23 protein-coding genes and 1 pseudogene are annotated in these 22,492 nt (G+C 67.5%); 22 read left to right on the forward strand and 2 right to left on the reverse strand.

Going from position 1 to position 22,492, the window contains the following annotated elements:
* On the reverse strand, positions 1–1,065 hold a 1,065-nt coding region (locus WFK61_RS20125; RefSeq protein ID WP_336813860.1), incomplete at its 3' end, for a HAMP domain-containing protein.
* 363 nt (positions 1,066–1,428) lie between these two features.
* On the opposite strand from WFK61_RS20125, the gene hslV reads away from it, so the two are divergent.
* The 20 genes from hslV (at position 1,429) to trmB (ending at position 18,891) form a co-directional block, all read left to right on the forward strand.
* Positions 1,429–1,998 carry an ATP-dependent protease subunit HslV gene (gene hslV / locus WFK61_RS20130; protein ID WP_336813861.1) on the forward strand — a complete coding sequence of 190 codons (570 nt, stop codon included), beginning with the start codon at positions 1,429–1,431 and terminating at the stop codon, positions 1,996–1,998.
* 38 nt (positions 1,999–2,036) lie between these two features.
* A complete protein-coding gene (locus WFK61_RS20135; RefSeq protein ID WP_336813862.1) occupies positions 2,037–2,162 on the forward strand; it encodes a hypothetical protein in 126 nt (41 codons plus the stop codon).
* Positions 2,159–3,469, forward strand: coding sequence for an ATP-dependent protease ATPase subunit HslU (gene hslU / locus WFK61_RS20140; RefSeq protein WP_336813863.1), 1,311 nt, complete (start codon positions 2,159–2,161; stop codon positions 3,467–3,469). Before WFK61_RS20135 ends, hslU begins: the two co-directional genes overlap by 4 nt.
* An 80-nt stretch (positions 3,470–3,549) precedes the next feature.
* Positions 3,550–3,810 (forward strand): ribbon-helix-helix domain-containing protein, encoded by a 261-nt coding sequence (locus WFK61_RS20145; RefSeq protein ID WP_047578942.1) that lies wholly within the window; start codon positions 3,550–3,552, stop codon positions 3,808–3,810.
* On the forward strand, positions 3,807–4,121 hold the full coding sequence (locus WFK61_RS20150) for a type II toxin-antitoxin system RelE/ParE family toxin (RefSeq protein ID WP_336813864.1): 315 nt from the start codon (positions 3,807–3,809) through the stop codon (positions 4,119–4,121). The genes WFK61_RS20145 and WFK61_RS20150 overlap by 4 nt, the downstream gene beginning before the upstream one ends.
* Positions 4,122–4,137: 16 nt before the next feature.
* The gene (gene murJ / locus WFK61_RS20155) at positions 4,138–5,691 is read left to right on the forward strand and encodes a murein biosynthesis integral membrane protein MurJ (protein ID WP_336813865.1); all 1,554 of its coding nucleotides are present in this window, start codon (positions 4,138–4,140) and stop codon (positions 5,689–5,691) included.
* Positions 5,692–5,737: 46 nt separating this feature from the next.
* Positions 5,738–6,787, forward strand: coding sequence for a tryptophan--tRNA ligase (gene trpS, locus WFK61_RS20160; protein WP_336813866.1), 1,050 nt, complete (start codon positions 5,738–5,740; stop codon positions 6,785–6,787).
* A gap of 73 nt (positions 6,788–6,860) precedes the next feature.
* Positions 6,861–7,355, forward strand: coding sequence for a universal stress protein (locus tag WFK61_RS20165; RefSeq protein ID WP_336813867.1), 495 nt, complete (start codon positions 6,861–6,863; stop codon positions 7,353–7,355).
* A 104-nt stretch (positions 7,356–7,459) separates the two neighbouring features.
* Positions 7,460–8,020 (forward strand): NifU family protein, encoded by a 561-nt coding sequence (locus WFK61_RS20170; protein WP_336813868.1) that lies wholly within the window; start codon positions 7,460–7,462, stop codon positions 8,018–8,020.
* A gap of 55 nt (positions 8,021–8,075) precedes the next feature.
* Positions 8,076–8,762 carry a tRNA (adenosine(37)-N6)-threonylcarbamoyltransferase complex dimerization subunit type 1 TsaB gene (gene tsaB, locus WFK61_RS20175; RefSeq protein ID WP_336813869.1) on the forward strand — a complete coding sequence of 229 codons (687 nt, stop codon included), beginning with the start codon at positions 8,076–8,078 and terminating at the stop codon, positions 8,760–8,762.
* Between the two features lie 53 nt (positions 8,763–8,815).
* A complete protein-coding gene (locus WFK61_RS20180) occupies positions 8,816–9,313 on the forward strand; it encodes a GNAT family N-acetyltransferase (RefSeq protein ID WP_336813870.1) in 498 nt (165 codons plus the stop codon).
* 81 nt (positions 9,314–9,394) lie between these two features.
* A complete protein-coding gene (locus tag WFK61_RS20185; RefSeq protein ID WP_336813871.1) occupies positions 9,395–10,195 on the forward strand; it encodes a lysophospholipid acyltransferase family protein in 801 nt (266 codons plus the stop codon).
* A gap of 106 nt (positions 10,196–10,301) precedes the next feature.
* A complete protein-coding gene (gene miaB / locus WFK61_RS20190; protein WP_336813872.1) occupies positions 10,302–11,672 on the forward strand; it encodes a tRNA (N6-isopentenyl adenosine(37)-C2)-methylthiotransferase MiaB in 1,371 nt (456 codons plus the stop codon).
* 249 nt (positions 11,673–11,921) lie between these two features.
* Positions 11,922–13,028: a PhoH family protein gene (locus WFK61_RS20195; protein ID WP_336813976.1), complete on the forward strand. Its 1,107-nt coding sequence runs from the start codon at positions 11,922–11,924 to the stop codon at positions 13,026–13,028.
* Entirely contained in the window at positions 13,025–13,597 is a 573-nt protein-coding gene (ybeY, locus tag WFK61_RS20200) for an rRNA maturation RNase YbeY (protein ID WP_336813873.1), read from the forward strand. The genes WFK61_RS20195 and ybeY overlap by 4 nt, the downstream gene beginning before the upstream one ends.
* 12 nt (positions 13,598–13,609) lie before the next feature.
* Complete coding sequence (locus tag WFK61_RS20205; RefSeq protein ID WP_336813874.1) at positions 13,610–14,599, forward strand: hemolysin family protein; 990 nt, start codon at positions 13,610–13,612, stop codon at positions 14,597–14,599.
* A complete protein-coding gene (lnt, locus tag WFK61_RS20210) occupies positions 14,599–16,194 on the forward strand; it encodes an apolipoprotein N-acyltransferase (RefSeq protein ID WP_336813875.1) in 1,596 nt (531 codons plus the stop codon). The genes WFK61_RS20205 and lnt overlap by 1 nt, the downstream gene beginning before the upstream one ends.
* A 126-nt stretch (positions 16,195–16,320) precedes the next feature.
* Complete coding sequence (locus tag WFK61_RS20215) at positions 16,321–16,734, forward strand: helix-turn-helix domain-containing protein (RefSeq protein WP_257733069.1); 414 nt, start codon at positions 16,321–16,323, stop codon at positions 16,732–16,734.
* A gap of 152 nt (positions 16,735–16,886) precedes the next feature.
* Complete coding sequence (gene metK, locus WFK61_RS20220; RefSeq protein ID WP_336813876.1) at positions 16,887–18,092, forward strand: methionine adenosyltransferase; 1,206 nt, start codon at positions 16,887–16,889, stop codon at positions 18,090–18,092.
* A 109-nt stretch (positions 18,093–18,201) separates the two neighbouring features.
* On the forward strand, positions 18,202–18,891 hold the full coding sequence (gene trmB, locus WFK61_RS20225; protein WP_336813877.1) for a tRNA (guanine(46)-N(7))-methyltransferase TrmB: 690 nt from the start codon (positions 18,202–18,204) through the stop codon (positions 18,889–18,891).
* On the opposite strand, the gene WFK61_RS20230 is transcribed toward trmB, so the two are convergent.
* Entirely contained in the window at positions 18,866–19,954 is a 1,089-nt protein-coding gene (locus WFK61_RS20230) for a DUF2336 domain-containing protein (RefSeq protein ID WP_336813878.1), read from the reverse strand. The genes trmB and WFK61_RS20230 overlap by 26 nt on opposite strands.
* Before the next feature lie 220 nt (positions 19,955–20,174).
* On the opposite strand from WFK61_RS20230, the pseudogene rimP reads away from it, so the two are divergent.
* Together rimP and nusA are read left to right on the forward strand one after the other, a co-directional pair.
* Positions 20,175–20,928 (forward strand): annotated as a pseudogene (rimP, locus tag WFK61_RS20235) (ribosome maturation factor RimP); the annotation flags it as partial.
* On the forward strand, positions 20,876–22,468 hold the full coding sequence (nusA, locus tag WFK61_RS20240) for a transcription termination factor NusA (protein WP_336813880.1): 1,593 nt from the start codon (positions 20,876–20,878) through the stop codon (positions 22,466–22,468). The pseudogene rimP and the gene nusA, both read left to right, overlap by 53 nt.
* Positions 22,469–22,492 lie beyond the last annotated feature (24 nt).

A 22,492-nucleotide genomic window follows, 5' to 3' on the forward strand; every position in this document is an offset into this window, starting at 1 on the left:
GCCGCGATAGGCCGTCTCGACCCGGTTGGTCAGGTCGCCGCCAGCAATCGCCGACAGAGCCTCCGCGAACTCCGTCGTCGCCCCGTCCACGACCGCATTGATCTCGTTGATGCCGGCGACCAGCCGCTGCATCTGCTCGTCGGCATCCTCGATCTGGAGGCGGGCCGAGAAATCGCCGGCCGCAGCCGCGGCGACGACCTCGCCGACATCCGAGACCACGGCTTCCATCGATTGCGCCCGGGCGAGGCGCGCGGCGGCCGAAGCGCGTTCCTGTTCCTGCAGCAGGGCGACCTGCTCGGTGCTCTGGCGCAGCACGGAAACCGCGCGTGCCATGGCGCCGATCTCGTCGGGGCGCTCGGAATGGGGAACGTTGATGCTGGTATCGCCGGCGGTGAGCTTCTCCATGACCTGGCTCAGGTCGAGGATCGGCTTGGTGATCGAGCGCTGCGCGAAGACGAGCGCGACGCCGACCGAAACCAGGAGCGTCGCCAGCAGGACGATCGGCAGCAGCCACTGGACCTGCCGGGTGAAGGCGGTGGCTTCCTCGCCGACTTCGATACCGGCCTTCTCGACGCGCTGGCTGAAGCTGATCAGCAGGTCGTTCAGGGCCTTGCGGTTGGCGCGGTTGGCCTCGTTGTTCCCTTGCTCGTTGGCGGCAGCCGGCGAAACCTCGCGGCCGAGCCGGGCAGTTTCTGTCCGGAAGGTGATGAATTCATCGACCGCCCTGGCGATCTGGTCGACGATGGCGCGCTCTTCCGTCGGGGCGACCTTCTGCAGGTCGGCCGTGAACTTGCGCAGCGTCGGGAAGCGATCCTCGATGCCCTTGGCATAGCCCTGGGCTTCCTGCGGCGTCTTCGCCATGTAGACGCCGCGCGATTCCATCACCACGGCCGTGACCACGCCGTTGATGCGCTGGGTCAGCAGCGCGACATTGCCCTGGATTTCGGAACGGGTGTTCAGATCGTCGGCCTTGTGCAGGCCGTAGATACTGATGATCGCCGACAGGATGGCGCCGCCGGCGACGATGGCCAGCATGGCGAGGATTTTCAGGCGGATTGATTTCATGATGACGCCCCGAGGCGGCTTCCCGACAATGGAAGCCGATCTAAACCCTGACCTTTGGGCGTTAATGATAAAAAACTGCTTAAAAGTTTAGCATCAAGGCAACTCGGGATTGTGCTGCGGATGCTCTACGGCAGAGGCCGAGGACTTGCGGGAATAGCATCGAGCTTATCGCTGGCGTGATGGCATGTACGTCATGAAAGCTGGAATTCAACTGTAAGTAATGCTGTTATTCAAGCATGGCTTGCATGGTTCACTATGCTGCCCTCGCAGGTGGCATGCCGGCTCCCCCCTTGATAGTGCGGCCTCTCCTGAACATGTTTGGCAGCATCCGCCGCTTTGTTCTGACCCTCGGTTCGCGATCTCATGTCTGAAAACAGCAATGCCCCCGTAATGCACGCCACCACCATCCTGATGGTGCGCAAGGGCGGGCGCGTCGTCATCGGCGGCGACGGCCAGGTCTCGCTCGGCCAGACCATCATGAAGGGCAATGCCCGCAAGGTCCGCCGCCTCGCCAAGGGGCAGGTGATCGCGGGCTTTGCCGGCGCCACCGCCGACGCCTTCACCCTGTTCGAGCGCCTGGAGAAGAAGCTCGAGCAGTATCCGACCCAGCTGCTGCGCGCCTGCGTCGAGCTGGCGAAGGACTGGCGCACGGACCGTTACCTGCGTCGGCTGGAAGCCATGCTGCTCGTCGCCGACAAGGAGGTCTCGCTCCTGATTTCCGGCACCGGCGACGTGCTGGAGCCCGAAGCGAGCGAACACGGCGCGGTGATGGCGATCGGCTCCGGCGGCAATTACGCGCTCTCGGCGGCGCGCGCGCTGATCGATCTCGAGCCCGATGCCGAGGCGATCGTACGCAAGGCGATGAAGATCGCCGGCGATATCTGCGTCTACACCAACCATTCGCTCGTCATCGAGACGCTCGAAGCGGCCTGACGTTCCCGCCAGGCCCATTCACCGGATACAGCACCGCAATGACCAGCTTTTCCTCCCGCGAGATCGTCTCGGAGCTCGACCGCTTCATCGCAAAGGCGAGCGGGAGCGAAGCCGTCCGATTTCGCAGTGAGACGATGAAGCCCAATAGCGAGTACCAGCAGTGACCAGCTTTTCCCCTCGCGAGATCGTCTCCGAGCTCGACCGCTTCATCGTCGGCCAGAAGGACGCAAAGCGCGCCGTCGCCATTGCGCTCCGCAACCGCTGGCGCCGCCAGCAGCTCGAAGGGCCGCTGCGCGAGGAGGTCTCGCCCAAGAACATCCTGATGATCGGGCCGACCGGTTGCGGCAAGACCGAGATCGCGCGGCGCCTCGCCAAGCTCGCCAATGCGCCCTTCCTCAAGGTCGAGGCGACCAAGTTCACCGAGGTCGGCTATGTCGGCCGCGACGTCGAATCGATCGTGCGCGACTTGCTGGAGGTCGCGATCGCCCTGGTTCGCGAGAGCCGGCGCAAGGATGTCCAGGCCAAGGCCCATGTCGCCGCCGAGGAACGCGTGCTCGATGCGCTCGTCGGCGCCAATTCCAGCCAGGCGACACGCGATTCCTTCCGCCGCAAGCTGCGCAACAACGAGCTCGACGACAAGGAGATCGAGGTCGAGGTCGCTGCGGGCGCTGGTGCCTCCGCCCCGATGTTCGAGGTTCCCGGCATGCCCGGCGCCTCGATCGGCGCGATCAACCTCTCCGACATGCTCGGCAAGGCCTTCGGCCAGAAGGGCAAGCCCAAGCGCGTCCTGGTCAAGGACGCCTATCAGCCGCTGCTGGCCGAGGAGAGCGACAAGCTGATCGACCAGGACGCGATCATCCAGGCCGCGATCCGCGAGGTCGAGAATAACGGCATCGTCTTCCTCGACGAGATCGACAAGATCTGCGCCCGCGAGGGCAAGGGCGGCGCCGATGTCTCGCGTGAAGGCGTGCAGCGCGATCTGCTGCCGCTGATCGAGGGCACGACGGTCGCGACCAAGCACGGGGCCGTGAAGAGCGACCATATCCTCTTCATCGCCTCCGGCGCCTTCCACGTCTCGCGCCCCTCCGACCTCCTGCCCGAACTGCAGGGCCGCCTGCCGATCCGCGTCGAGCTCAACCCGCTCGACATCGAGGATTTCAAGCGCATCCTGACCGAGACGGAAGCGAGCCTGATCAAGCAGTCCGTCGCGCTGATGGCGACGGAGGAAGTCGCCGTCACCTTTACCCCGGACGCGATCGACGCCATCGCCCGCATCGCCGTCGAGGTGAACTCGTCCGTCGAGAATATCGGCGCCCGCCGGCTTCAGACCGTGATCGAGCGCATCCTCGATGAAATTTCGTTCACGGCACCGGACCGCTCGGGCGAGGCCGTGACGATCGACGCCGCCTATGTCGAAGCCCGCATCGGCGACCTCGCCAAGAACGCAGATCTGAGCCGGTTCATCCTCTGACGGGAGCATGAGTCGAGCGGCGCCGCGATGGATTATGTCTTCAAGATTGTGTATCTTGAAGACAGAAGGGAGCCCGAGCTATGTCTCGAACGACGACCATGACCGTGCGCATCGGCAGCGCGCTCAGCGAGTTCGTGGCGGGCAAGGTCGGTGACGACGGTCCCTACGAAAATGTCAGCGAATATGTCCGCGACCTGATCCGACGCGACAAGGAGCGCGCCGAAAGCGAGGCTTTCGACCGTCTCAAGGCTGAGCTGACCCATGCCTTCGCCGCGCCGGATTCCAGCTACCGGCCCCTGACAGCGGCAGAGGTGATCGCGCGTAACAAGGCGCGGGCGTGACGGCTGTTCGTATCCAGGAAGCGGCGGCGCGCCGCCTGGATGATATCTATCGCTACACCCTGAAACAGTTCGGCGCCGCGCAGGCCGAGCGCTATATCGAGGGCCTTTTCGAAGCCTTCGGCAAGATCGCTACGCATGGCGTGCCGTCCCGGCCAGTGCCGGCCAATTTCGGCGTCGATGGCTTCAGCTTCCGCTACGAAAGCCATGTCGTGTATTGGCGCAGGCTGGCGAACGGCGATATCGGCATCGTGACGATCCTTCACCAGCGCATGCATCAGATCGATCGCTTCCGCGAGGATTTCGGATTGTGATCGGGAAACCCCGGCCTTGAGCGAACAGCCCTCCCGCCTCGCCCGCGATTCCGCCGTCGTCGGGGCGGCCACGATCGCTTCGCGCCTGCTTGGCTTCGCCCGCGACGTCCTGATCGCACGTTTGCTCGGCGGTGGGCCGGTGGCGGATGCTTTCCTCGCGGCCCTGCGTCTGCCCAATCTCGTCCGCCGCGTGCTGGGCGAAGGCGGGCTCAATGCGCCTTTCGTGCCGCTCTATCTTGCTATCAAGGGCGAGCGCGGCGAGGCCGCGGCGCGCGGTTTCGCCGGCGAGGCCGCCGGCCAGATCAGCTTGCTGCTGCTGGTGCTCGTCGGATTGGGTGAATTGTTCGCGCCCTGGCTCGTGCTCGGCCTCGCCGGCGGCTTCGCCGAGGCGCCCGAAACGCTGGCGCTGGCGGCCTCCTACACGCGATTGATGCTGCCCTTCCTGTTCCTGACGACGCTTGCGTCCATGCTCGCGGCGCTGCTCAATGCCGAGAAGCGCTTCGCCGTCGCGGCCTTGGCTCCGGCGCTGATGAACGCGATCCTGCTCGTCGTCTTGCTGCTGCTGCATGCGAAGGGCACAGAGCCGGAGTCCGGCGCGCGCTGGCTTGCGCTCTGCACGAGCCTCACCGGCCTTGCCCATCTCGTCATGATCCTGCTGGCCCTGCGCGGACCCGGCCTGCCGCGCCCGCGCCTGCGCTGGTCGCCGGACATGACGCGGCTTGTCCGCACGGGCGGCGCGACCTTGCTCGCGGCTTCCGCCGCCCAGCTCGTCCTGCTGGTCGCGACCCAGATCGCATCGATCGGTCCGGGCGCCGTTGCCGCGCTCTACTATGCCGATCGCGTCTTCCAGCTGCCGCTGGGCTTCGTCGGCGTCGCGATGGGCACGGTCGTGCTCTCCGACATGGCGCTGGCGGCGAACCGGGCAGGCCCCGATGCCATGCTGGGCCAGGCGCTGGCGCTGGGGCTTGCGCTCGCCCTGCCGGCTGCGACGGCCCTCGTCGCGCTGGCCGAGCCGATCGTCTCGGCGCTGTTCGAATATGGCCGCTTCGATGCCGTTGATCGCGAGCGCACGGCGGCGGCGCTCGCCGCCTTCGGCTACGGCCTGCCCTTTGCGATCGCGGCAAAGGTTTTCGGCCAGGTCTATTTCGCCCGTCGCGCGCCGCGCCGGCCATTGATGGCGGGTGGGATCGCGGTTCTCGTGGCGGCGCTGGTCGGGTTCGGCCTTGCGAATGACGGCAATGCGGCGGGAATGGCGGCGCTCGCGGCGACCTTCGCCTTCATGGCGCAGGCCTGCCTGCTCGGCGGAATGCTGCTGCGCGACGGCATCTGGCGCCCGAGCATTGCGAGCTTGCGGCCGATCGCCGCCGGCCTTGCGGCGAGCGCGATCATGCTTGCCGTGCTGGAGCTGCTGCTCGGGTTGCTCAGCGGGCCATTGACCTCCGATCAGCCGGCCTTGCACCGGGTCGGGGCGCTCGGCCTGCTCTGTCTGGCGGGGCTCGCAAGCTATGGCGCCGCGGGCTGGGCGCTCGGAGCCTTCGGCGCTCTCCCCTTGCGCAAGCGGCGGGGTTGAGCCAGAAGCGCCGCTTCCCTTCTCCATCGTGACGACGGAGTGCCCCATGTCGGGTTTTCATCAGCGCGTATTCTCAGGCATGCAGCCGACCTCGACGCTGCATCTCGGCAATTATCTGGGCGCGCTGACCAACTGGGTCGCGATGCAGGACACGCATGAGTGCATCTATTGCGTCGTCGACATGCACGCGATCACGATGTGGCAGGACCCGGCCGACCTGAAGCGCGCCATCCGTGAGGTCACGGCCGCCTATATCGCCGCCGGTGTCGATCCCAAGCGCAGCATCATCTTCAACCAGAGCCAAGTGCCGGGCCATGCCGAGCTCGCCTGGGTGTTCAACTGCGTCGCCCGCCTCGGCTGGCTCAACCGCATGACCCAGTTCAAGGAAAAGGCCGGCAAGGACCGCGAGAACGCCTCGGTGGGCCTCTATGCCTATCCGAACCTGATGGCGGCCGACATCCTGCTCTACAAGGCGACGCATGTGCCTGTCGGCGAGGACCAGAAGCAGCATCTCGAGCTGACCCGCGACATCGCCCAGAAGTTCAACAACGATTTCGGGGCGCAGATCGCCGAGCGCGGCCTCGGCACGGGCGAGCTCGGCTTCTTCCCGCTGCCCGAGCCGATGATCCAGGGTCCGGCGCCGCGCGTCATGAGCCTGCGCGACGGCACCAAGAAGATGTCGAAATCGGACGCTTCCGACTATTCGCGCATCAACCTGACCGACGATGCCGAGGCGATCGCCCAGAAGATCCGCAAGGCCAAGACCGATCCCGAGGCGCTTCCCTCCGAGGAAAAGGGCCTGGAAGGCCGGCCCGAGGCCGAGAACCTCGTCGGCATCTATGCCGGCCTCTCGGGTTCGTCGAAGGACGCCGTGCTCAAGCAGTTCGGCGGCGGCCAGTTCTCCGGCTTCAAGGCGGCGCTGGTCGATCTCGCGGTCGAGAAGCTCGCGCCGATCGCCGGCGAGATGCGCCGCCTGCTGGCGGACTCCAAGCATATCGACGATATCCTCGGCGCAGGCGCCGATCGGGCCGATGCGATCGCGGCGCCGATCATGCGCGAGGTCAAGGACATCGTCGGCTTCGTCCGGAGCCGTTGACGCAGGGTGCACTTGCGCGGGGGGTCCGGCGCAGGTCACCATGCCCGTCCCTGAAGCGGCGGCAGGACAGTTCATGGTCAAGAGACGGCGGTCCTACGAGACGGGCCATCGCCCGAAATTCCTCGCCGTGGTCGACGGCAGCGAGGAATGCGCCAAGGCGATTCGCTTCGCCGCGCGTCGTTGCGCCCGCGTCGGCGCATCGATCGTCCTGCTCGGTGTCGCCACCCCGCCCGAGCACGAGACCTGGCTCGGCGTCGGTGAAGTGATGCTGGCCGAGGCCCAGGCCGAGGCCGAGAAGCGTCTCGAAGGCGCTGCCGCTGCGGTGCGTGCGCTCGCCGGGCTCGAACCCGAGAAGGTCGTGCGCGTCGGCAACAAGGCCGACGAGCTCGTCAAGCTGATCGAGGAGGACGAGGATATCTCGCTGCTCGTGCTGGCGGCCGGTACGAGCAGCAAGGGGCCGGGCCCGCTCGTCAGCGCGCTCGCCGGCAAGTCTTCGGCGAGTTTCCCCATCCCCGTCGCCATCGTGCCCGGGCATCTCGAGGACGAGGAAATCGACGCCCTCGCCTGAAGGCGGCGGCCTTGCGATTCCTTGCCGCTGGAATGATTCCAGCCGGCGGCCTATATCGGAGCCAGGAACGGCGACCTTGAATCGCCGGTACCGGAGGCAAGTCCATGTTCATCCAGACCGAAGCCACGCCGAATCCGGCGACACTCAAGTTTCTTCCCGGCCGCGCCGTTATGCCCGACGGCACGCTCGACCTGCGTGACGTCACCGACGCCGAGCGCTCGCCGCTGGCGCAGCGCCTGTTCGGCGTCTCCGGCGTCTCCGGCGTCTTCCTCGGCTCCGATTTCATCACCGTCACCAAGTCGGACGGCGAATGGCCGCATCTGAAGCCCGCGATCCTCGGCGCGATCATGGAGCATTTCATGTCGGGCGCCCCGGTTCTGGCGGCCGGCTCGGCCGCCGATGTGATCGAGGAGGGCGAGTTCTTCGATCCCGCCGATGCCGAGACCGTCGAGACCATCAAGGACCTGCTCGAGACCCGCATCCGCCCGGCGGTCGCCGGCGATGGCGGCGACATCACCTTCCGCGGCTACCGCGACGGCACCGTCTATCTCGCGATGAAGGGCTCCTGCTCGGGCTGCCCGTCCTCGACCGCGACGCTGAAGCACGGCATCCAGAACCTGCTGCGCCACTTCCTGCCGGACGTGCGCGAAGTCGAAGCCGTCTGAGCGAAGCGGAATTGTTGGTGACGATGAGCCGGGCCTTTCGCGGAATGACCTCCTGATGCGCATTCTCGCGATCGATACCGCGCTCGGCGCTTGCTCGGCCTGCGTGATGGACACGGCCGACATGGTGAGGCCCCTGGCGGTCGAGCAGATCGCCATGGATCGCGGCCATGCCGAGGCGCTGATGCCGCTGGTCGAGCGGGTCATGAAGGATGTCGAGGGCGGCTTCGGCTCGCTCTCCCGCGTCGCCGTCACCGTCGGCCCCGGCAGCTATACCGGCCTGCGTGTCGGCGTCAGCGCGGCCCGCGCCATCGCGTTCGCCGCCGGCATCCCGGCGGTCGGCGTCACCACGGTCGCGGCCTGCGCCGCGCCCCTGATCGGGCGCGAATCGGGCCGTGTCATCGCCGCCGCGCTCGACGCCAAGCACGGGCAGGTCTGGTTCCAGGCGCTGACGGCGGAGGGCAAGCCGCTCGTCTCGCTCCGGCAGGTCAGCTATCGCGACGCGGCCCGCGCCATCGGTGCAGGCCCGGTCAGCCTCGTCGGCTCGTCGGCTCTGGCCGTCGCCAACGAAGCCTGGGCGATCGGCCTCGATGCGCTGGTGATCGACGATGCCAAGGCACCGGATATCGCCTGGGTCGCCAGGCTCGGCTTCATCGCCGATCCCGAAAGCGCGCCGCCCCGCCCGCTCTACCTGAAGGCGCCCGAGACAACGCCGCAGGACAAAGCCCGCCTGCCGCGCCGGTGAGCGCATCCTCCAAATGGTGGTTGCCGTTGCGTCAATCTGTGCGAACAGGGGGCATGGCCTGGCTGCGCAAACTGCTTCACCCTGATTCGGTCCCGTTGCGGACGATGCGGCTCGATGCCGGGCACGCGCTCGATGTCGCGACCCTGCATCATCATGGCGGCTTCGCCCGTGGCTGGGAGCCGGCCGAATGCGCGGCGCTGATCGCCGACCCCGCGGTCGCGACGGACGGCGTCTTCAGCGGTGGCGGCAGGCATCCCGAAGGCTTCGTCATCTCCCGTAAGGCCGCCGACGAGGCGGAGATCCTGAGCATCGTCGTCGCGCCTGCCCGTCGCCGCGATGGTTTCGGCCGCGCCCTGCTTGCCGCGCATCTGGCTCGCCTGGCCGAAGACGGTGCCGCGCAGGTCTTTCTCGAAGTCGAGGAAGGCAACCTGCCGGCGGAGCGGCTCTACCGCCATTTCGGCTTCCGCGAGGTCGGAAGGCGCAAGGGCTATTACCCCAAGCCGGACGGCACGCGGGCGACCGCGATCGCGATGCGGCTCGATCTCGCGTGACAAGCCGGCGCAATCGCGCCATTGACGGCGCTCCAGTTGCCACGAGATCGCCGCTCCGCCGATGACCGGACCCGCCTGCGCATGAACGGACTCCGCATTGGCGCGCTCGCCCGGCTGGTGATGCTGTGCACGGGCACGCTCGGGCTCGTTCTCGCCCAGCTCGTCGTCATGCGGGTGGTGCCGTCGCGACGGGGCGCTCTGCCGCTGCGCTTCCACCGCCTGACCTGCTGGTGCCTCGGCGTGCGTACGCGGGTGCGGGGCGCTCCGCCGCCGGCCGGGACGGGCGCGCTGATCGTCGCCAACCACGTCTCCTGGCTCGATATCGGCGTGATCGGCGCCGAGCGCGAGCTCGCCTTCGTCGCCAAGAGCGAGGTCGGCGAATGGCCGGTGGTCGGCTTCCTCGCCAATCTCCAGCGCACGCTCTACATCGACCGGCAGCGCCGCAGCGCGACCGCTGGCATGGCGGCCACCATGGGCGCGCGCATCGCCAATGGCGAGGAGGTCGTGCTCTTCGCCGAGGGCACGACCGGTGACGGCACGCGCATCCTGCCCTTCCGCTCCTCCCTGCTCGGCGCCGCGCATCAGGCGATGGGCGATGCCACGGCCGATGTGACGGTCTATCCGCTGACCATCACCTATACCGGCTGGCAGGGCCTTCCGGGCGGGCGCGGCGGGCGCGCGTCCCTGGCCTGGTATGGCGATACCGAGCTCTGGCCGCATCTCAAGCATGTGCTGGAGTGCGGCGCGGTCGATGTCGAACTGGTCTGGGGCGAGCCGATCGTGATGGGCCGGGCGACCTCGCGCAAGGAAGCGACGCGGCTGGCGGAAGCCTCGGTCCGCAAGGCGCGCCAACAGGCCGTCACCGGCCGCGCGGAGGCGTGACCGGGGTTGGTCCGCCGCTTGCTTATCCCTCCCCTGCGCCTTCCGGCCGTTCCCAAGGCGCCCGATCCGCAGTAAAGAATGCGTTTTGGAGACCCGATCCGCACCGATGAAGAAAGTCCATATCAAGTCCTTCGGCTGCCAGATGAACGTCTATGACGGGCAGCGCATGGCCGACATCCTGAGCCATCAGGGCTATGAGGAGACGGCGACGCCGGAGGGCGCGGATCTCATCCTGCTCAACACCTGCCATATCCGCGACCGGGCGGTGCAGAAGGTCTATACCGAGCTCGGCAAGCTGCGTGACATCAAGAAGGCGCAGGGTGCCGAGGGGCAGGAGACGAAGATCGTCGTCGCCGGCTGCGTCGCCCAGGCCGAGGGCGGCGAGATTCAGCGCCGTCAGCCGGCTGTCGATCTCGTGGTCGGGCCGCAGGCCTATCACCGCCTGCCCGAGCTTCTGGCCGAGGCCGGTAAGCGCCGCATCGTCGATACCGATCTGCCGGTCGAGGACAAGTTCGGCTTCCTGCCGGCACCGAAGCGGCAGGCGATCCTGGCGCGCGGCGTCTCGGCCTTCGTCACTGTGCAGGAAGGCTGCGACAAGTTCTGCGCCTTCTGCGTCGTGCCCTATACGCGCGGCGCCGAGTTCTCCCGGCCGGTTGCGCAGATCATGGCCGAGGTCGAGCGCCTCGCCGAGGCCGGCGTGCGCGACGTCACCCTGATCGGCCAGAACGTCAACGCCTATCACGGCGAGGGACCGGACGGTGCGGTCTGGAGCCTGGCGCGCCTGATGCACCGGGTCGCCGCGGTGCCGGGCATCGCCCGCATCCGCTATACCACGAGCCATCCCCGCGACATGGACGACGACCTGATCGCCGCCCATCGCGATCTGCCGCAGGTCATGCCCTTCCTGCATCTGCCGGTGCAGGCGGGTTCGGACCGCATCCTCGCCGCGATGAACCGCAAGCATACCGGCGACGAATACCGCCGCCTGATCGATCGCATCCGCGAGGCCCGGCCCGATATCGCGCTGTCGTCGGATTTCATCGTCGGTTTCCCCGGCGAGACCGATGCCGATTTCGAGGAAACGATCCGCCTCGTCGACGAGATCGGCTTCGCGTCCAGCTATTCCTTCAACTACTCGCCCCGTCCCGGCACGCCGGCGGCCGATCTCGAAGCGCAGGTCCCGCGCGAGGTGATGAACGAGCGGCTTTACCGTTTGCAGGAGCGCATCGAGCATCACCGGCAGACCTTCAACCGGGCCATGGTCGGACGCACGGTGGATGTCCTGCTCGAAAGGGCGGGACGTTACCCCGGACAGCTTGCCGGGAAGTCGCCCTATCTGCAGGCTGTGCAGATCGAGAGCGACGCGAATCAGATCGGCGATATCGTGCGGGTGGTGATCGAGAAGACGAGCACGAATTCCCTGTTCGGCCGGCTGGTGGAAGCCGGGGAGACCGATGGAAAGGGGCTGGCCGCTTGAGCGCGTCCCGCTTCGTCACCATCTGCCAGGGACGGGCGCCGGCCTGTCATCAGGTTGAGATCGTTGCGTCCGGTTATGCTGCGAGACGACCCCGCCGGGCGCTCCTGCCCGGCTGGAACAGTTGCCGGGAACGGGCGATCCGCCACCCCGGACTGAAGCGAGGCGACGCATTTGGCACAGGCTGATTCGACGCAAAGACCCGACCGGAACCCGCGGCGCGATCTCGCGCCCGCCCGCCCCGAGGGCGGCGTGCGCGAAAGCGCGGTCCGTGAAGGGCTTTCGGCGACGGAGGTCGTGCTCTCCTTCGACGACAACCGCCTCGCGAGCCTGGTCTTCGGCCAGTACGACCAGAATCTCGCCCATCTCGAGCGCCGGCTCGGCGTCGTGGTCAGCCCCAACGGCAATCACGTCACGGTGAAGGGCGCCCGCGAGACGGCCGAGCAGGCCGGGCGCGTGCTCAAGACGCTCTATGCCCGCGCCAAGGCCGGCGCGCCGGTCACGCTCGGCGAGGTCGATGGCGCGATCGAGGAGAGCAACGTGCAGCGCTCGCTCTTCCCGACGGCCGATGCCGGCAAGACCTCCTTCGACGCGGTCGTGACGCGCAAGCGCGGGCCCGTCCGTGCCCGCAACGCGGCGCAGGATGCCTATCTGCGCCAGCTCAAGCGCCACGAACTCGTCCTCGCCGAAGGCCCGGCCGGCACCGGCAAGACCTGGCTCGCGGTCGGCCATGCCGTCTCGCTGATCGAGCAGGGCGTGGTCGAGCGCATGATCCTGTCGCGCCCGGCGGTCGAGGCGGGCGAGCGCCTCGGCTTCCTGCCCGGCGACATGCGCGAGAAGGTCGATCCCTATCTGCGCCCGATCTACGACGCGCTGAACGACTTCATGGAGGCGCGCCATGTCGAGCGTGGCCTGCAGACCGGCATGATCGAGATCGCGCCGCTCGCCTTCATGCGTGGGCGCACGCTCTCGAACGCCGTCGTGCTGCTCGACGAGGCGCAGAACGCCACCTCGATGCAGATGAAGATGTTCCTCACCCGCCTGGGTGAGGGCTCGCGCATGATCATCACCGGCGATCCCTCGCAGATCGACCTGCCGCCGGGCCAGCGTTCGGGCCTCGTCGAGGCCGTGAAGCTGCTCAAGGATGTCGAAGGCGTCGGCTATGCGCGCTTCGAGGAGGGTGATGTCGTCAGGCATGAACTGGTGCGACGCATCGTCATGGCCTATGAGAGCGCTGCGCGTCATGAACGCGCGGAACGGGAAGAGCGCTTGCGCAATCCCGAGACGCCCCCGGATTCCCACCGGGAAGGCGACAGCGAAGGGCTGAAGCGGATGTTGGCGCGGGAGCGGCCGCGATGAACGATCGACCTCGCGGGCGGCGCTCGGCGCCGCCACCCGAGAAGACGTCTCCTGAGATCCATCTCGACGTCAGGGCGCAGTCGCGCCGCTGGCATGAGCTCGGCAAGTTGCCGGGCCTGCGTGCCTTGCTGAACGAAGCGCTGGAGGCCGGCATCGCGGTCTCCCCGCGCAAGCCCATGCCCGGCGCCGAGCTCAGCCTGCTGCTCACCGACGACAAGCGCATCCGCATCGTCAACCGCGACTGGCGCGGCTTCGACAAGGCGACGAACGTGCTCTCCTTCCCGGCCGCGCCGCCGGAGCGCATCGCGCAAAGCCCGCTGCTCGGCGACATCGTCATCGCCTATGAGACCGTGCTGCGCGAGGCGAAGGCCGAGTCCAAGAGTGTGACGGACCATCTCCGCCATCTCGCCATCCACGGCCTGCTCCATCTCCTCGGCGAGGATCACGAGACCGAGGCCGAGGCGCGCCGCATGGAAGCGCTCGAAGTCGAAGCCCTCGCCCGTCTTGGCGTGGCCGATCCCTATGCCGGTGCCGAACTCGTCACGGCGCCCGTTCCTTCTTCCGCGTAAGCCCCCACGATCATGAGCGACGACAGTCGACAATCCCAGAACGAAACCGCCGGCCGTGGCCTCGGCCACTGGCTCGGCCAGTTCCTCGACCGGCTCGGCCTGCGCGGCGGCGGCACCGCCCGCGAGGAAATCGTCGAGGCCCTGGCCGAGGAGAATGGCGAGCTTGCCGATCTCTCCGCCCAGGAACGCGCGATGCTCAGCAATGTGCTGAGCCTGCGCGAGCGCCGCGTCGGCGACGTCATGATACCCCGCGCCGATATCGTCGCCGTGCCCGCCGAGGCGACGCTGGACGAGCTGCTCGCGCATTTCCGTACCGCCGGCCATTCGCGCCTGCCGGTCTTCGACGATACGCTCGATGACCCGCGCGGCATGGTCCATATCCGCGACTTCCTCGAATATATCGCCGAGAAGGCCCGGCCCGGCGAGAACGGGCCCCCGGACGAGAGCGGCAAGCTCACGATTCCGCATACGCTGTCCGCCGTCGACCTCGCGACGCGCCTGTCCGAGACCAAGCTGCTGCGCCCGGTCCTTTACGTTCCGCCCTCGATGCCGGCGGTCGATCTGCTCGTCCGCATGCAGTCGACCCGCACCCATATCGCGCTGGTCATCGACGAATATGGCGGGACCGACGGCCTCGTCTCGATCGAGGACCTGATCGAGATCGTCGTCGGCGATATCGAGGACGAGCATGATCTGGAGGAGACGCCGATCGTCCCGGCCGGCGAGAACCGCTTCACGGCGGATGCCCGCGCGACGCTGGCCGAACTCAAGGTCGCGACCGGTGTCGATCTCTCCGGCAACGAGATCGCCGACGACATCGATACGCTGGGCGGCCTGATCGTCACGCTCGCGGGCCGGGTTCCGGCTTTGGGCGAGACGGTCAAGGGGCCGGACGGGCTCAGCTTCGAGATCCTCGATTCCGACCAGCGCCGCGTGAAGCGCCTGACCATCCATTGCCGCAGCGAGCCCGCGACTGAAGAACCGGCGATGGAGCCGGGCTGATGGGGCTCTCCGGCGTCGCGGAAGCCGTCATCCTGGGCTGGGGCTGGCGGAAGCGCCTGATCGCGCTTTTGGCCGGCGCGAGCGGCGCCCTCGCCCTGCCGCCGCTCGATCTCTGGCCGCTCGTCGTCGTGCCGATGACGGTCGCGGTCTGGCTGATCGACGGCGCCGTCGGCACCAGTCCCTGGCGCCGGTTCAGGGCTGCTTTCGCCGTCGGCTGGTGGTGGGGTTTCGGTTTCTTCCTCGCCGGGCTGTGGTGGCTCGGCGCAGCCTTCCTCGTCGAGGCCGACAAATTCGCCTGGGCGATGCCGCTCGGCGTCGTGGCCCTGCCGGCCTTCCTCGCCCTCTTTCCGGCTGCCGCCTTCGGCTTCGCGCGCCTGGCCTGGCCCAAGGGCGGCGGGCGCATCCTCGTGCTGGCCGCGATGCTGGCGCTCAGCGAATGGCTGCGCGGCCATGTCCTGACCGGCTTCCCCTGGAACGTCTACGGCATGATGCTGGCGGGCGAGATCCATCTCGCGCAGGCCGCCTCGCTGGTGGGGCTCTACGGCCTGACCCTGTTGGCGGTGGCGATCGGTGCGGCCCCGGCCGTGCTCGGCACCGCGCAGACGCCGGCAGGGCGCCGCCTGCCGCCGCTTCTGGCGCTCGCCGCCCTGGCTGGCCTTTTCGCCTTCGGGTTCTGGCGCCTGCCGGCCGCTCCCGCGCCGCTCGTGGCCGGGGTGAAGCTCCGGCTGATGCAGCCCAACCTGCCGCAGGATGCCAAGTTCAACGGCCGCAACGGCGAGGCGATCCTCAACAATTACCTCGCCCTGAGTGACCGGGCGACCAGCCCGACCACGCCCGGCCTCCAGAACGTCACGCACCTGATCTGGCCGGAATCGGCCTTTCCCTTCCTGCTCGGTCGCACGCCCGGCGCCCTCGCGCGCATCGGGGCGGTGCTGCCGCCCGACGTGACGCTGATCACCGGCGCGGCGCGTGCGGGCGAGACGCTGCCCGGCGAAAGCCGGCCGCCGATCTACAATGCGATCCAGGTGGTGAATGACGAGGGCGTCATCGTCGCCAGCTACGACAAGGTCCATCTCGTCCCCTTCGGCGAATACCTCCCGCCGTTCCTGGATACGCTGATCCGCGGCGTCGGCCTGTCCCAGTTCGTCTCGATCCCCGGTGGTTTTGCTTCGGGAAGCGTGCGGGCACCGCTCGCGATCAAGGGCTTGCCGACGGCTGCGCCGCTGATCTGCTACGAGGCGGTGTTTCCGGGCGAGGTCTCCGTGCGCGGCCCGCGCGCCGGCTTTTTCCTGAACCTGACCAATGACGGCTGGTTCGGCCAGACTAGCGGCCCCTACCAGCATTTCGCCCAGTCGCGGCTGCGCAGCATCGAGGAAGGCCTGCCGCTGGTGCGTGTCGCCAATACCGGCATTTCGGCGGTGGTCGATGCCTATGGGCGGACGGTCGCGAACCTGCCGCTCGGTGTCGAGGGCGTGCTGGATTCGGGGCTGCCGCGCGCCGGCCCCGTGACGCTTTACGGCCGGCTGGGCGATAGCCTCTTCGCTGGGCTTGTGCTTCTTTTCCTTGCACTTTCCCGGTTTGCGACTCGGAAATGATCCCAATTGGAACTTTTTCGCGCCGAAGGGTGGATTAGCTGCGGCGCCTATAATAAAGGGACGATTACCGCGCCGACCAGGATGGCGGCTCCTGGTCATGACACTGATGCCTAAGCAGGGTGAATCATGATCAAGAAGGTCCCGAATCCGATCGACAAACATGTCGGTAGTCGCGTTCGTATGCGTCGTATGCTCGCGGGCGTCAGCCAGGAGAAGCTCGGCGAGGCGCTGGGGCTGACTTTCCAGCAGGTCCAGAAATACGAGAAGGGCTCGAACCGCATCAGCGCGAGCCGCCTGCAGCAGATCGCCAAGATGCTCGACGTGCCGGTCTCCTTCTTCTTCGATGGCGCACCGACCGGCGACATGCCGGAGCTCGGCTTCGCCGATTCGGCCGCGACGACCTATATCTCCGAGTTCCTCGCCACCAGCGAAGGCGTGCAGCTGACCAAGGCCTTCACGCGGATCAAGAGCGGCCGGGTGCGCCGGCGAATCATCGATCTCGTCGAGGCGCTGGCGGAGGAAGACGCCGGAACGGCGTGATATCGCTCTCTCTTTGTTCGGTGTGACGAACGATCCTCCCGATAAGCGGATATTCCGCTTGACGGCGAACGCGTCCGCTGCAATGACCATGTGTCCATCGGCCGGCGTTCAGCGCCGGCCTTTCCATGTGCCGATTCAGGGAATCCCCGACCGTGTCACGCCAGAATTACCTGTTCACCAGCGAGTCCGTCTCGGAGGGGCATCCCGACAAGGTCTGCGACCGCATCTCCGACGAGATCGTCGATCTGTTCTTCAAAGAAGCGGTGAAGGCCGGCTATGAGCCCGCCAAGGTCCGCGTCGCCGCCGAGACGCTGGCGACCACCAACCGCGTCGTCATCGCCGGCGAGGTCCGCACCCATCTCGACGAGAAGCAGATCAAGTCGAAGGTGAAGTCGGCCGCCCGCAAGGCGATCCGCAACATCGGCTACGAACAGGACGGCTTCCACTGGAAGAAGTGCAAGATCGACGTGCTGCTGCATCCGCAGTCGGCCGACATCGCGCAGGGCGTGGACGAGTCCGGCAACAAGGATGTCGGTGCCGGCGACCAGGGCATCATGTTCGGCTATGCCAGCCGCGAGACGCCCGAGCTGCTGCCCGCCCCGATCTATTACGCCCACAAGATCCTCGAGACCCTGACGCTCGCCCGCAAGAAGGGCGAGGGCGACGCAGCCAAGCTCGGCCCGGACGCCAAGAGCCAGGTCACCGTCAAGTACGAGAACGGCAAGCCGGTCGGCGTCACCCAGATCGTGCTCTCGACCCAGCATCTCGACGAAAAGCTGTCCTCGGCCGACGTCCGCAAGATTGTCGAGCCCTATATCCGCCAGGCGCTGCCGGATGGCTGGATCTCCAAGGACACGGTCTGGCACATCAACCCGACCGGCAAGTTCGTGATCGGCGGTCCTGACGGCGATGCCGGCCTCACCGGCCGCAAGATCATCGTCGACACCTATGGCGGCGCGGCTCCGCATGGCGGCGGCGCCTTCTCGGGCAAGGACCCGACCAAGGTCGACCGCTCGGCCGCCTATGCGGCGCGCTATCTCGCCAAGAACGTCGTCGCGGCCAAGCTCGCCGACCGCGCCACGATCCAGCTCTCCTACGCCATCGGCGTCGCCAAGCCGCTATCGATCTATGTCGACCTGCACGGCACCGGCAAGGTCGACGAGGCCAAGCTCGAGGACGTGCTCGGCAAGCTGGTCGATCTCTCGCCGAACGGCATCCGCAACCATCTCGGCCTCAACAAGCCGATCTATGCCAAGACCTCGGCCTACGGCCATTTCGGCCGCAAGGCCGGCCGCGACGGTTCCTTCTCCTGGGAGAAGACCGATCTCGTCGACGCGCTGAAGAAGGCCGTCGCCTGATTCTTCAGGCATGGGTGAACCACGAAACCGGGGCGCGAGCCCCGGTTTTTGTTTGGGCTGTGGCCTGGAGGGGCTTGATGTCCGCGTGCCAAGCAGCCAAGGCGGGGCCATGACCGAGCACGACAACGACCGCGCCTTCTATGGCCGCCGCAAGGGCAAGGCCCTGCGTGACGGCCAGAGCCATCTGATGGAGCATGTGCTGCCGCGCCTGCGCCTGCCGGAAGGCGAGATCGCCGATCTCAAGGCGCTGTTTCCGCAGCCTGTCGAGGCCGTTAGGCTGGAGATCGGCTTCGGTGGCGGCGAGCATCTGCTGATGCGGATGCGCGAGAGCCCGCAGATCGGCTTCATCGGCGTCGAGCCCTTCATCAACGGCATGGCCAAGTTCCTGGCCGTGGTCGAGCGCGAGGGGCTGACCAATATCCGCGTCTGGGACGACGATGCCGCGCTCCTGCTGCCGCGCTTTCCGGCCGGCAGCCTCGATGCGATCGACCTGCTCTATCCCGATCCCTGGCCGAAGCGCCGCCAGCGCAAGCGCCGCTTCGTCTCCGAGCATACGCTGGGCCTGTTCGCCCGTGCACTGAGGGCCGGCGGGCGCTTCCGCTTCGCCAGCGATATCGACGATTATATCGGCTGGACGCTGTCGCGCCTGATGGCCTCGCCGGATTTCGACTGGACGGACGAGCGCCCGGGCGACTGGCGCACGCCCTATCCCGGCTGGATCCGCACCCGCTACGAGGCGAAGGCGGTGCGCGAAGGGCGCATCTCCAGCTATCTCACGGCTTTGCGTCGCGCATCCTGAGGAAGCCGAGCACGCGCTGGGCGGTGCCCTGGGCGAGATTGCGGAAGCTATCGCGGGCGCGGTCGACCGCCGCCTGCGACTTGCCGAAATCCTTGCGCAGCGAGATCAGCGCTGCGGTGGTGTCCCACGACCAGCCGAGCGCGCGGGCCACCAGCAGCACGGCCTCGCGGTCGCTGCCGAGGATGATCTGCTCGCTCGCCGGCAGGCCGAGCTGAGCCAGCACGGCGACACCGCAGATCGCATGTTCGGTCGCGCCTTCGAGGGCATAGGCACGGACCTTGGCCTCGTCGAGCAGCCCGGCTTCGTTGAGCTCGCGAATTTCGACGAGCGCCGCGCTGATCGCGCCGAGCTCGCCCGGCATCTGGCCGCCGGCCGCGATGGCATCTGCCCCGCGCTCGACCGCGCTGTCGACATCGCCTGCGAGCGTCGGCTCGAGGCTTTCGCTCAAGCGCCGCCGCGCCGAATCCTTGGCGGCGGCCATCAGCTGGGCGACGAGCTCGGCCGGGATGTCGCGCCGCAGGCCCAGCGTCGCCTGGAGCGCATCGTCCTGCGCCGCCCGCATCACCAGCACGCCCATGCCGTGGCGGGAGAAGCGCGCGGTCTGGTTGGCGGCGACAGCATGGGTGACGACGCGCCCGCCACGCAGGATCAGGAAATCGGTGACGGGCTCGCCGAGCTCGGGCCGCTCGGTGATCGCCAGCATATGGTCGCGCCCCTTGGCCGCGGAGACGGCGACGAGGTCCTGGTCGTTCAGGCGCGGCGACTGCACGAGCACGGCACGCGCCACGGCGATCTCGTCGAGCGCGAGCTGGCGGATGACGCCGCTCGGCGCGTTCGGCACCGGCGCGATCCGCTCCGACAATTCGACGCGGGCGCGCAGTTCGATGGCGCGCGACAGGCGTCCGATCACCACGTCGAAGACGCCGACCTGCTCCTCGTCCATATGGACGGCCGTGGCCAGGAACAGGTCCGTCAGCCGCGAGAGGATGTCGGCGCGCTCGTCGCTCGAGCCGCGCAGCATCGTGGATTCGAGATCTCGCAGCAGCGAGCCGACCGCACTCATACCAAGTCCTCAACCGGTATCCCGTTGCGTAATCTGGCACGCGAAGGGTGACCATCGGGTTAGCGCCGCCGCAACCGAGCTTGCATATCGGGGCGATGCGGACTAAATAGCGGCCAACAGCTCTGGTATCGGTTAACGCCGATGATCAAGAGCGGGCCCACCGGCCCGCTCTTTTTTATTGGCCGCGACCCGCCGGAGGCAGACGGAACGGTCTCAGGCCATGAGCGAACCCACCCAAGAGCCGGCAGCGGCAGCCGATCACGAACCCCGCCTCGTCGTCGAGAGCGGCGTGGCGGCGCGCGTCGCCGTGATTATCGAGCCGGCGATCATCGATCTCGGCTATCGACTGGTGCGCGTACGCGTCACCGGCCAGAACGGCTGCACCGTGCAGATCATGGCCGAGCGGCCGGACGGCACGATGAATGTCGAGGGTTGCGAGGAGATCAGCCAGGCGGTTTCGCCGGCGCTCGACGTCGACGACCCGATCCAGGCGGCCTACCACCTCGAAGTCTCGTCGCCGGGCATCGACCGGCCGCTGGTGCGCGCCAGCGATTTCGAGCGCTGGGCCGGCCATCTCACCAAGATCGATACGAGCGAGCCGGTCGCCGGCCGCAAGCGTTTCCGTGGTATTCTGCGCGGCGCCGCCGGCCAGGATGCGCTGCTGACGCGCGACGACGCCAAGAGCGAGGAAGAGCGCGACGTCGCGATTCCAATGCGCGCCATTGCCGAGGCCCGTCTCGTGCTGACCGACGCGCTCATCACCGAGGCGCTGCGCCGCGGCAAGTCCGGCCTGCCGCCGGAAATGCCGCCGGCCGATGACATCGCCGGCCCGAAGAAGGGCCGAGGGAAATCGCTGGGACCGCGGCCGAAGAAGGCCGACACGCAGGCCCCGCAAGAAGACAACGAAGAGGAGTGAGCGTCATGGTCGTCAGCGCCAACCGGCTCGAACTGCTGCAGATCGCCGACGCGGTCGCCCGCGAGAAGTCGATCGATCGCCAGATCGTCGTCGACGCCATGCAGGACGCGATCGCCAAGGCTGCCCGCTCGCGCTACGGCATCGAGACGGACGTCCATGCCGAGATCAGCACCAAGACCGGCGAACTGCGCCTCGCCCGCCATCTCCAGGTCGTCGAGACCGTCGAGAACCCGGCGATCGAGATCACGGTCGACGAGGCCAAGCGCCATAACCCGGCCGCCCAGGTCGGTGACGTCATCGCCGATCCGCTGCCGCCCTTCGATTTCGGCCGCATCGCCGCCCAGTCGGCCAAGCAGGTCATCGTCCAGAAGGTGCGCGAGGCCGAGCGCGACCGCCAGTATGACGAGTACAAGGATCGCATCGGCGAGATCGTCAACGGCGCGGTCAAGCGCGTCGAGTACGGCAATGTCTTCGTCGATCTCGGCCGTGGCGAGGCCATCATCCGCCGCGACGAGATGATCCCGCGCGAGACCTTCAAGGTCGGCGATCGCGCCCGCGCCTATGTCTACGACGTGCGTCGCGAGCCGCGTGGCCCGCAGATCTTCCTGTCGCGCACCCATCCGCAGTTCATGGCCAAGCTCTTCGGCCAGGAAGTGCCCGAGATCTATGACGGTATCGTCGAGGTGAAGGCAGTCGCCCGCGATCCGGGCTCGCGCGCCAAGATCGCCGTGATCTCGCGCGATTCCTCGATCGATCCGGTAGGCGCCTGCGTCGGTATGCGCGGCTCGCGCGTGCAGGCCGTGGTCGGCGAGCTCCAGGGCGAGAAGATCGACATCATCCCGTGGTCGCCTGATGTCGCGACCTTCGTCGTCAACGCCCTGCAGCCGGCCGAAGTCGCCAAGGTCGTGCTCGACGAGGAGGCCGACAAGATCGAGGTCGTGGTTCCCGACGAGCAGCTCTCGCTCGCCATCGGCCGCCGCGGCCAGAACGTGCGTCTCGCCTCGCAGCTCACCGGCTGGGATATCGACATTCTGACCGAAGCCGAGGAGTCGGAGCGCCGCCAGAAGGAATTCGTGCAGCGCACCGACCTCTTCATGAACGCGCTGAACGTCGACGAGACGGTCGGCCAGCTCCTGGCTTCGGAAGGCTTCCGCAATGTCGAGGAGCTCGCCTATGTCGACCTCGCCGAGCTTGCCTCGATCGAGGGCTTCGACGAGGACACCGCCGGCGAGATCCAGAGCCGCGCCCAGGAGCATCTCGCCGCCGTCGAGGCGGAGCTGGACGAGAAGCGTCGCGCGCTCGGTGTCGAGGACGCCTTGCGCGAGGTCGATGGCGTCACCACATCCATGATGGTCGCGCTCGGCGAGAACGATGTGAAGACCGTCGAGGATCTCGCGGGCTGCGCCACGGACGATCTCGTCGGCTGGACCGAGCGCAAGGACGGCGAGACCACCCGTCACTCCGGCTATCTCGACGGGTTCGACCTGTCGCGCCAGGACGCGGAAGCGATCATCATGGCCGCCCGTATCCACGCGGGCTGGGTCGAGGCGCCGGCCGAGGAGCCTGAGGCGGAAGCCGACGAGGCGGCCGAGGCCTGAGCGGGATCGTCGCGATGAAGGCGG

The organism is Allobosea sp. MMO-172 (assembly GCF_037147855.1).
Lineage (GTDB): Bacteria > Pseudomonadota > Alphaproteobacteria > Rhizobiales > Beijerinckiaceae > Allobosea.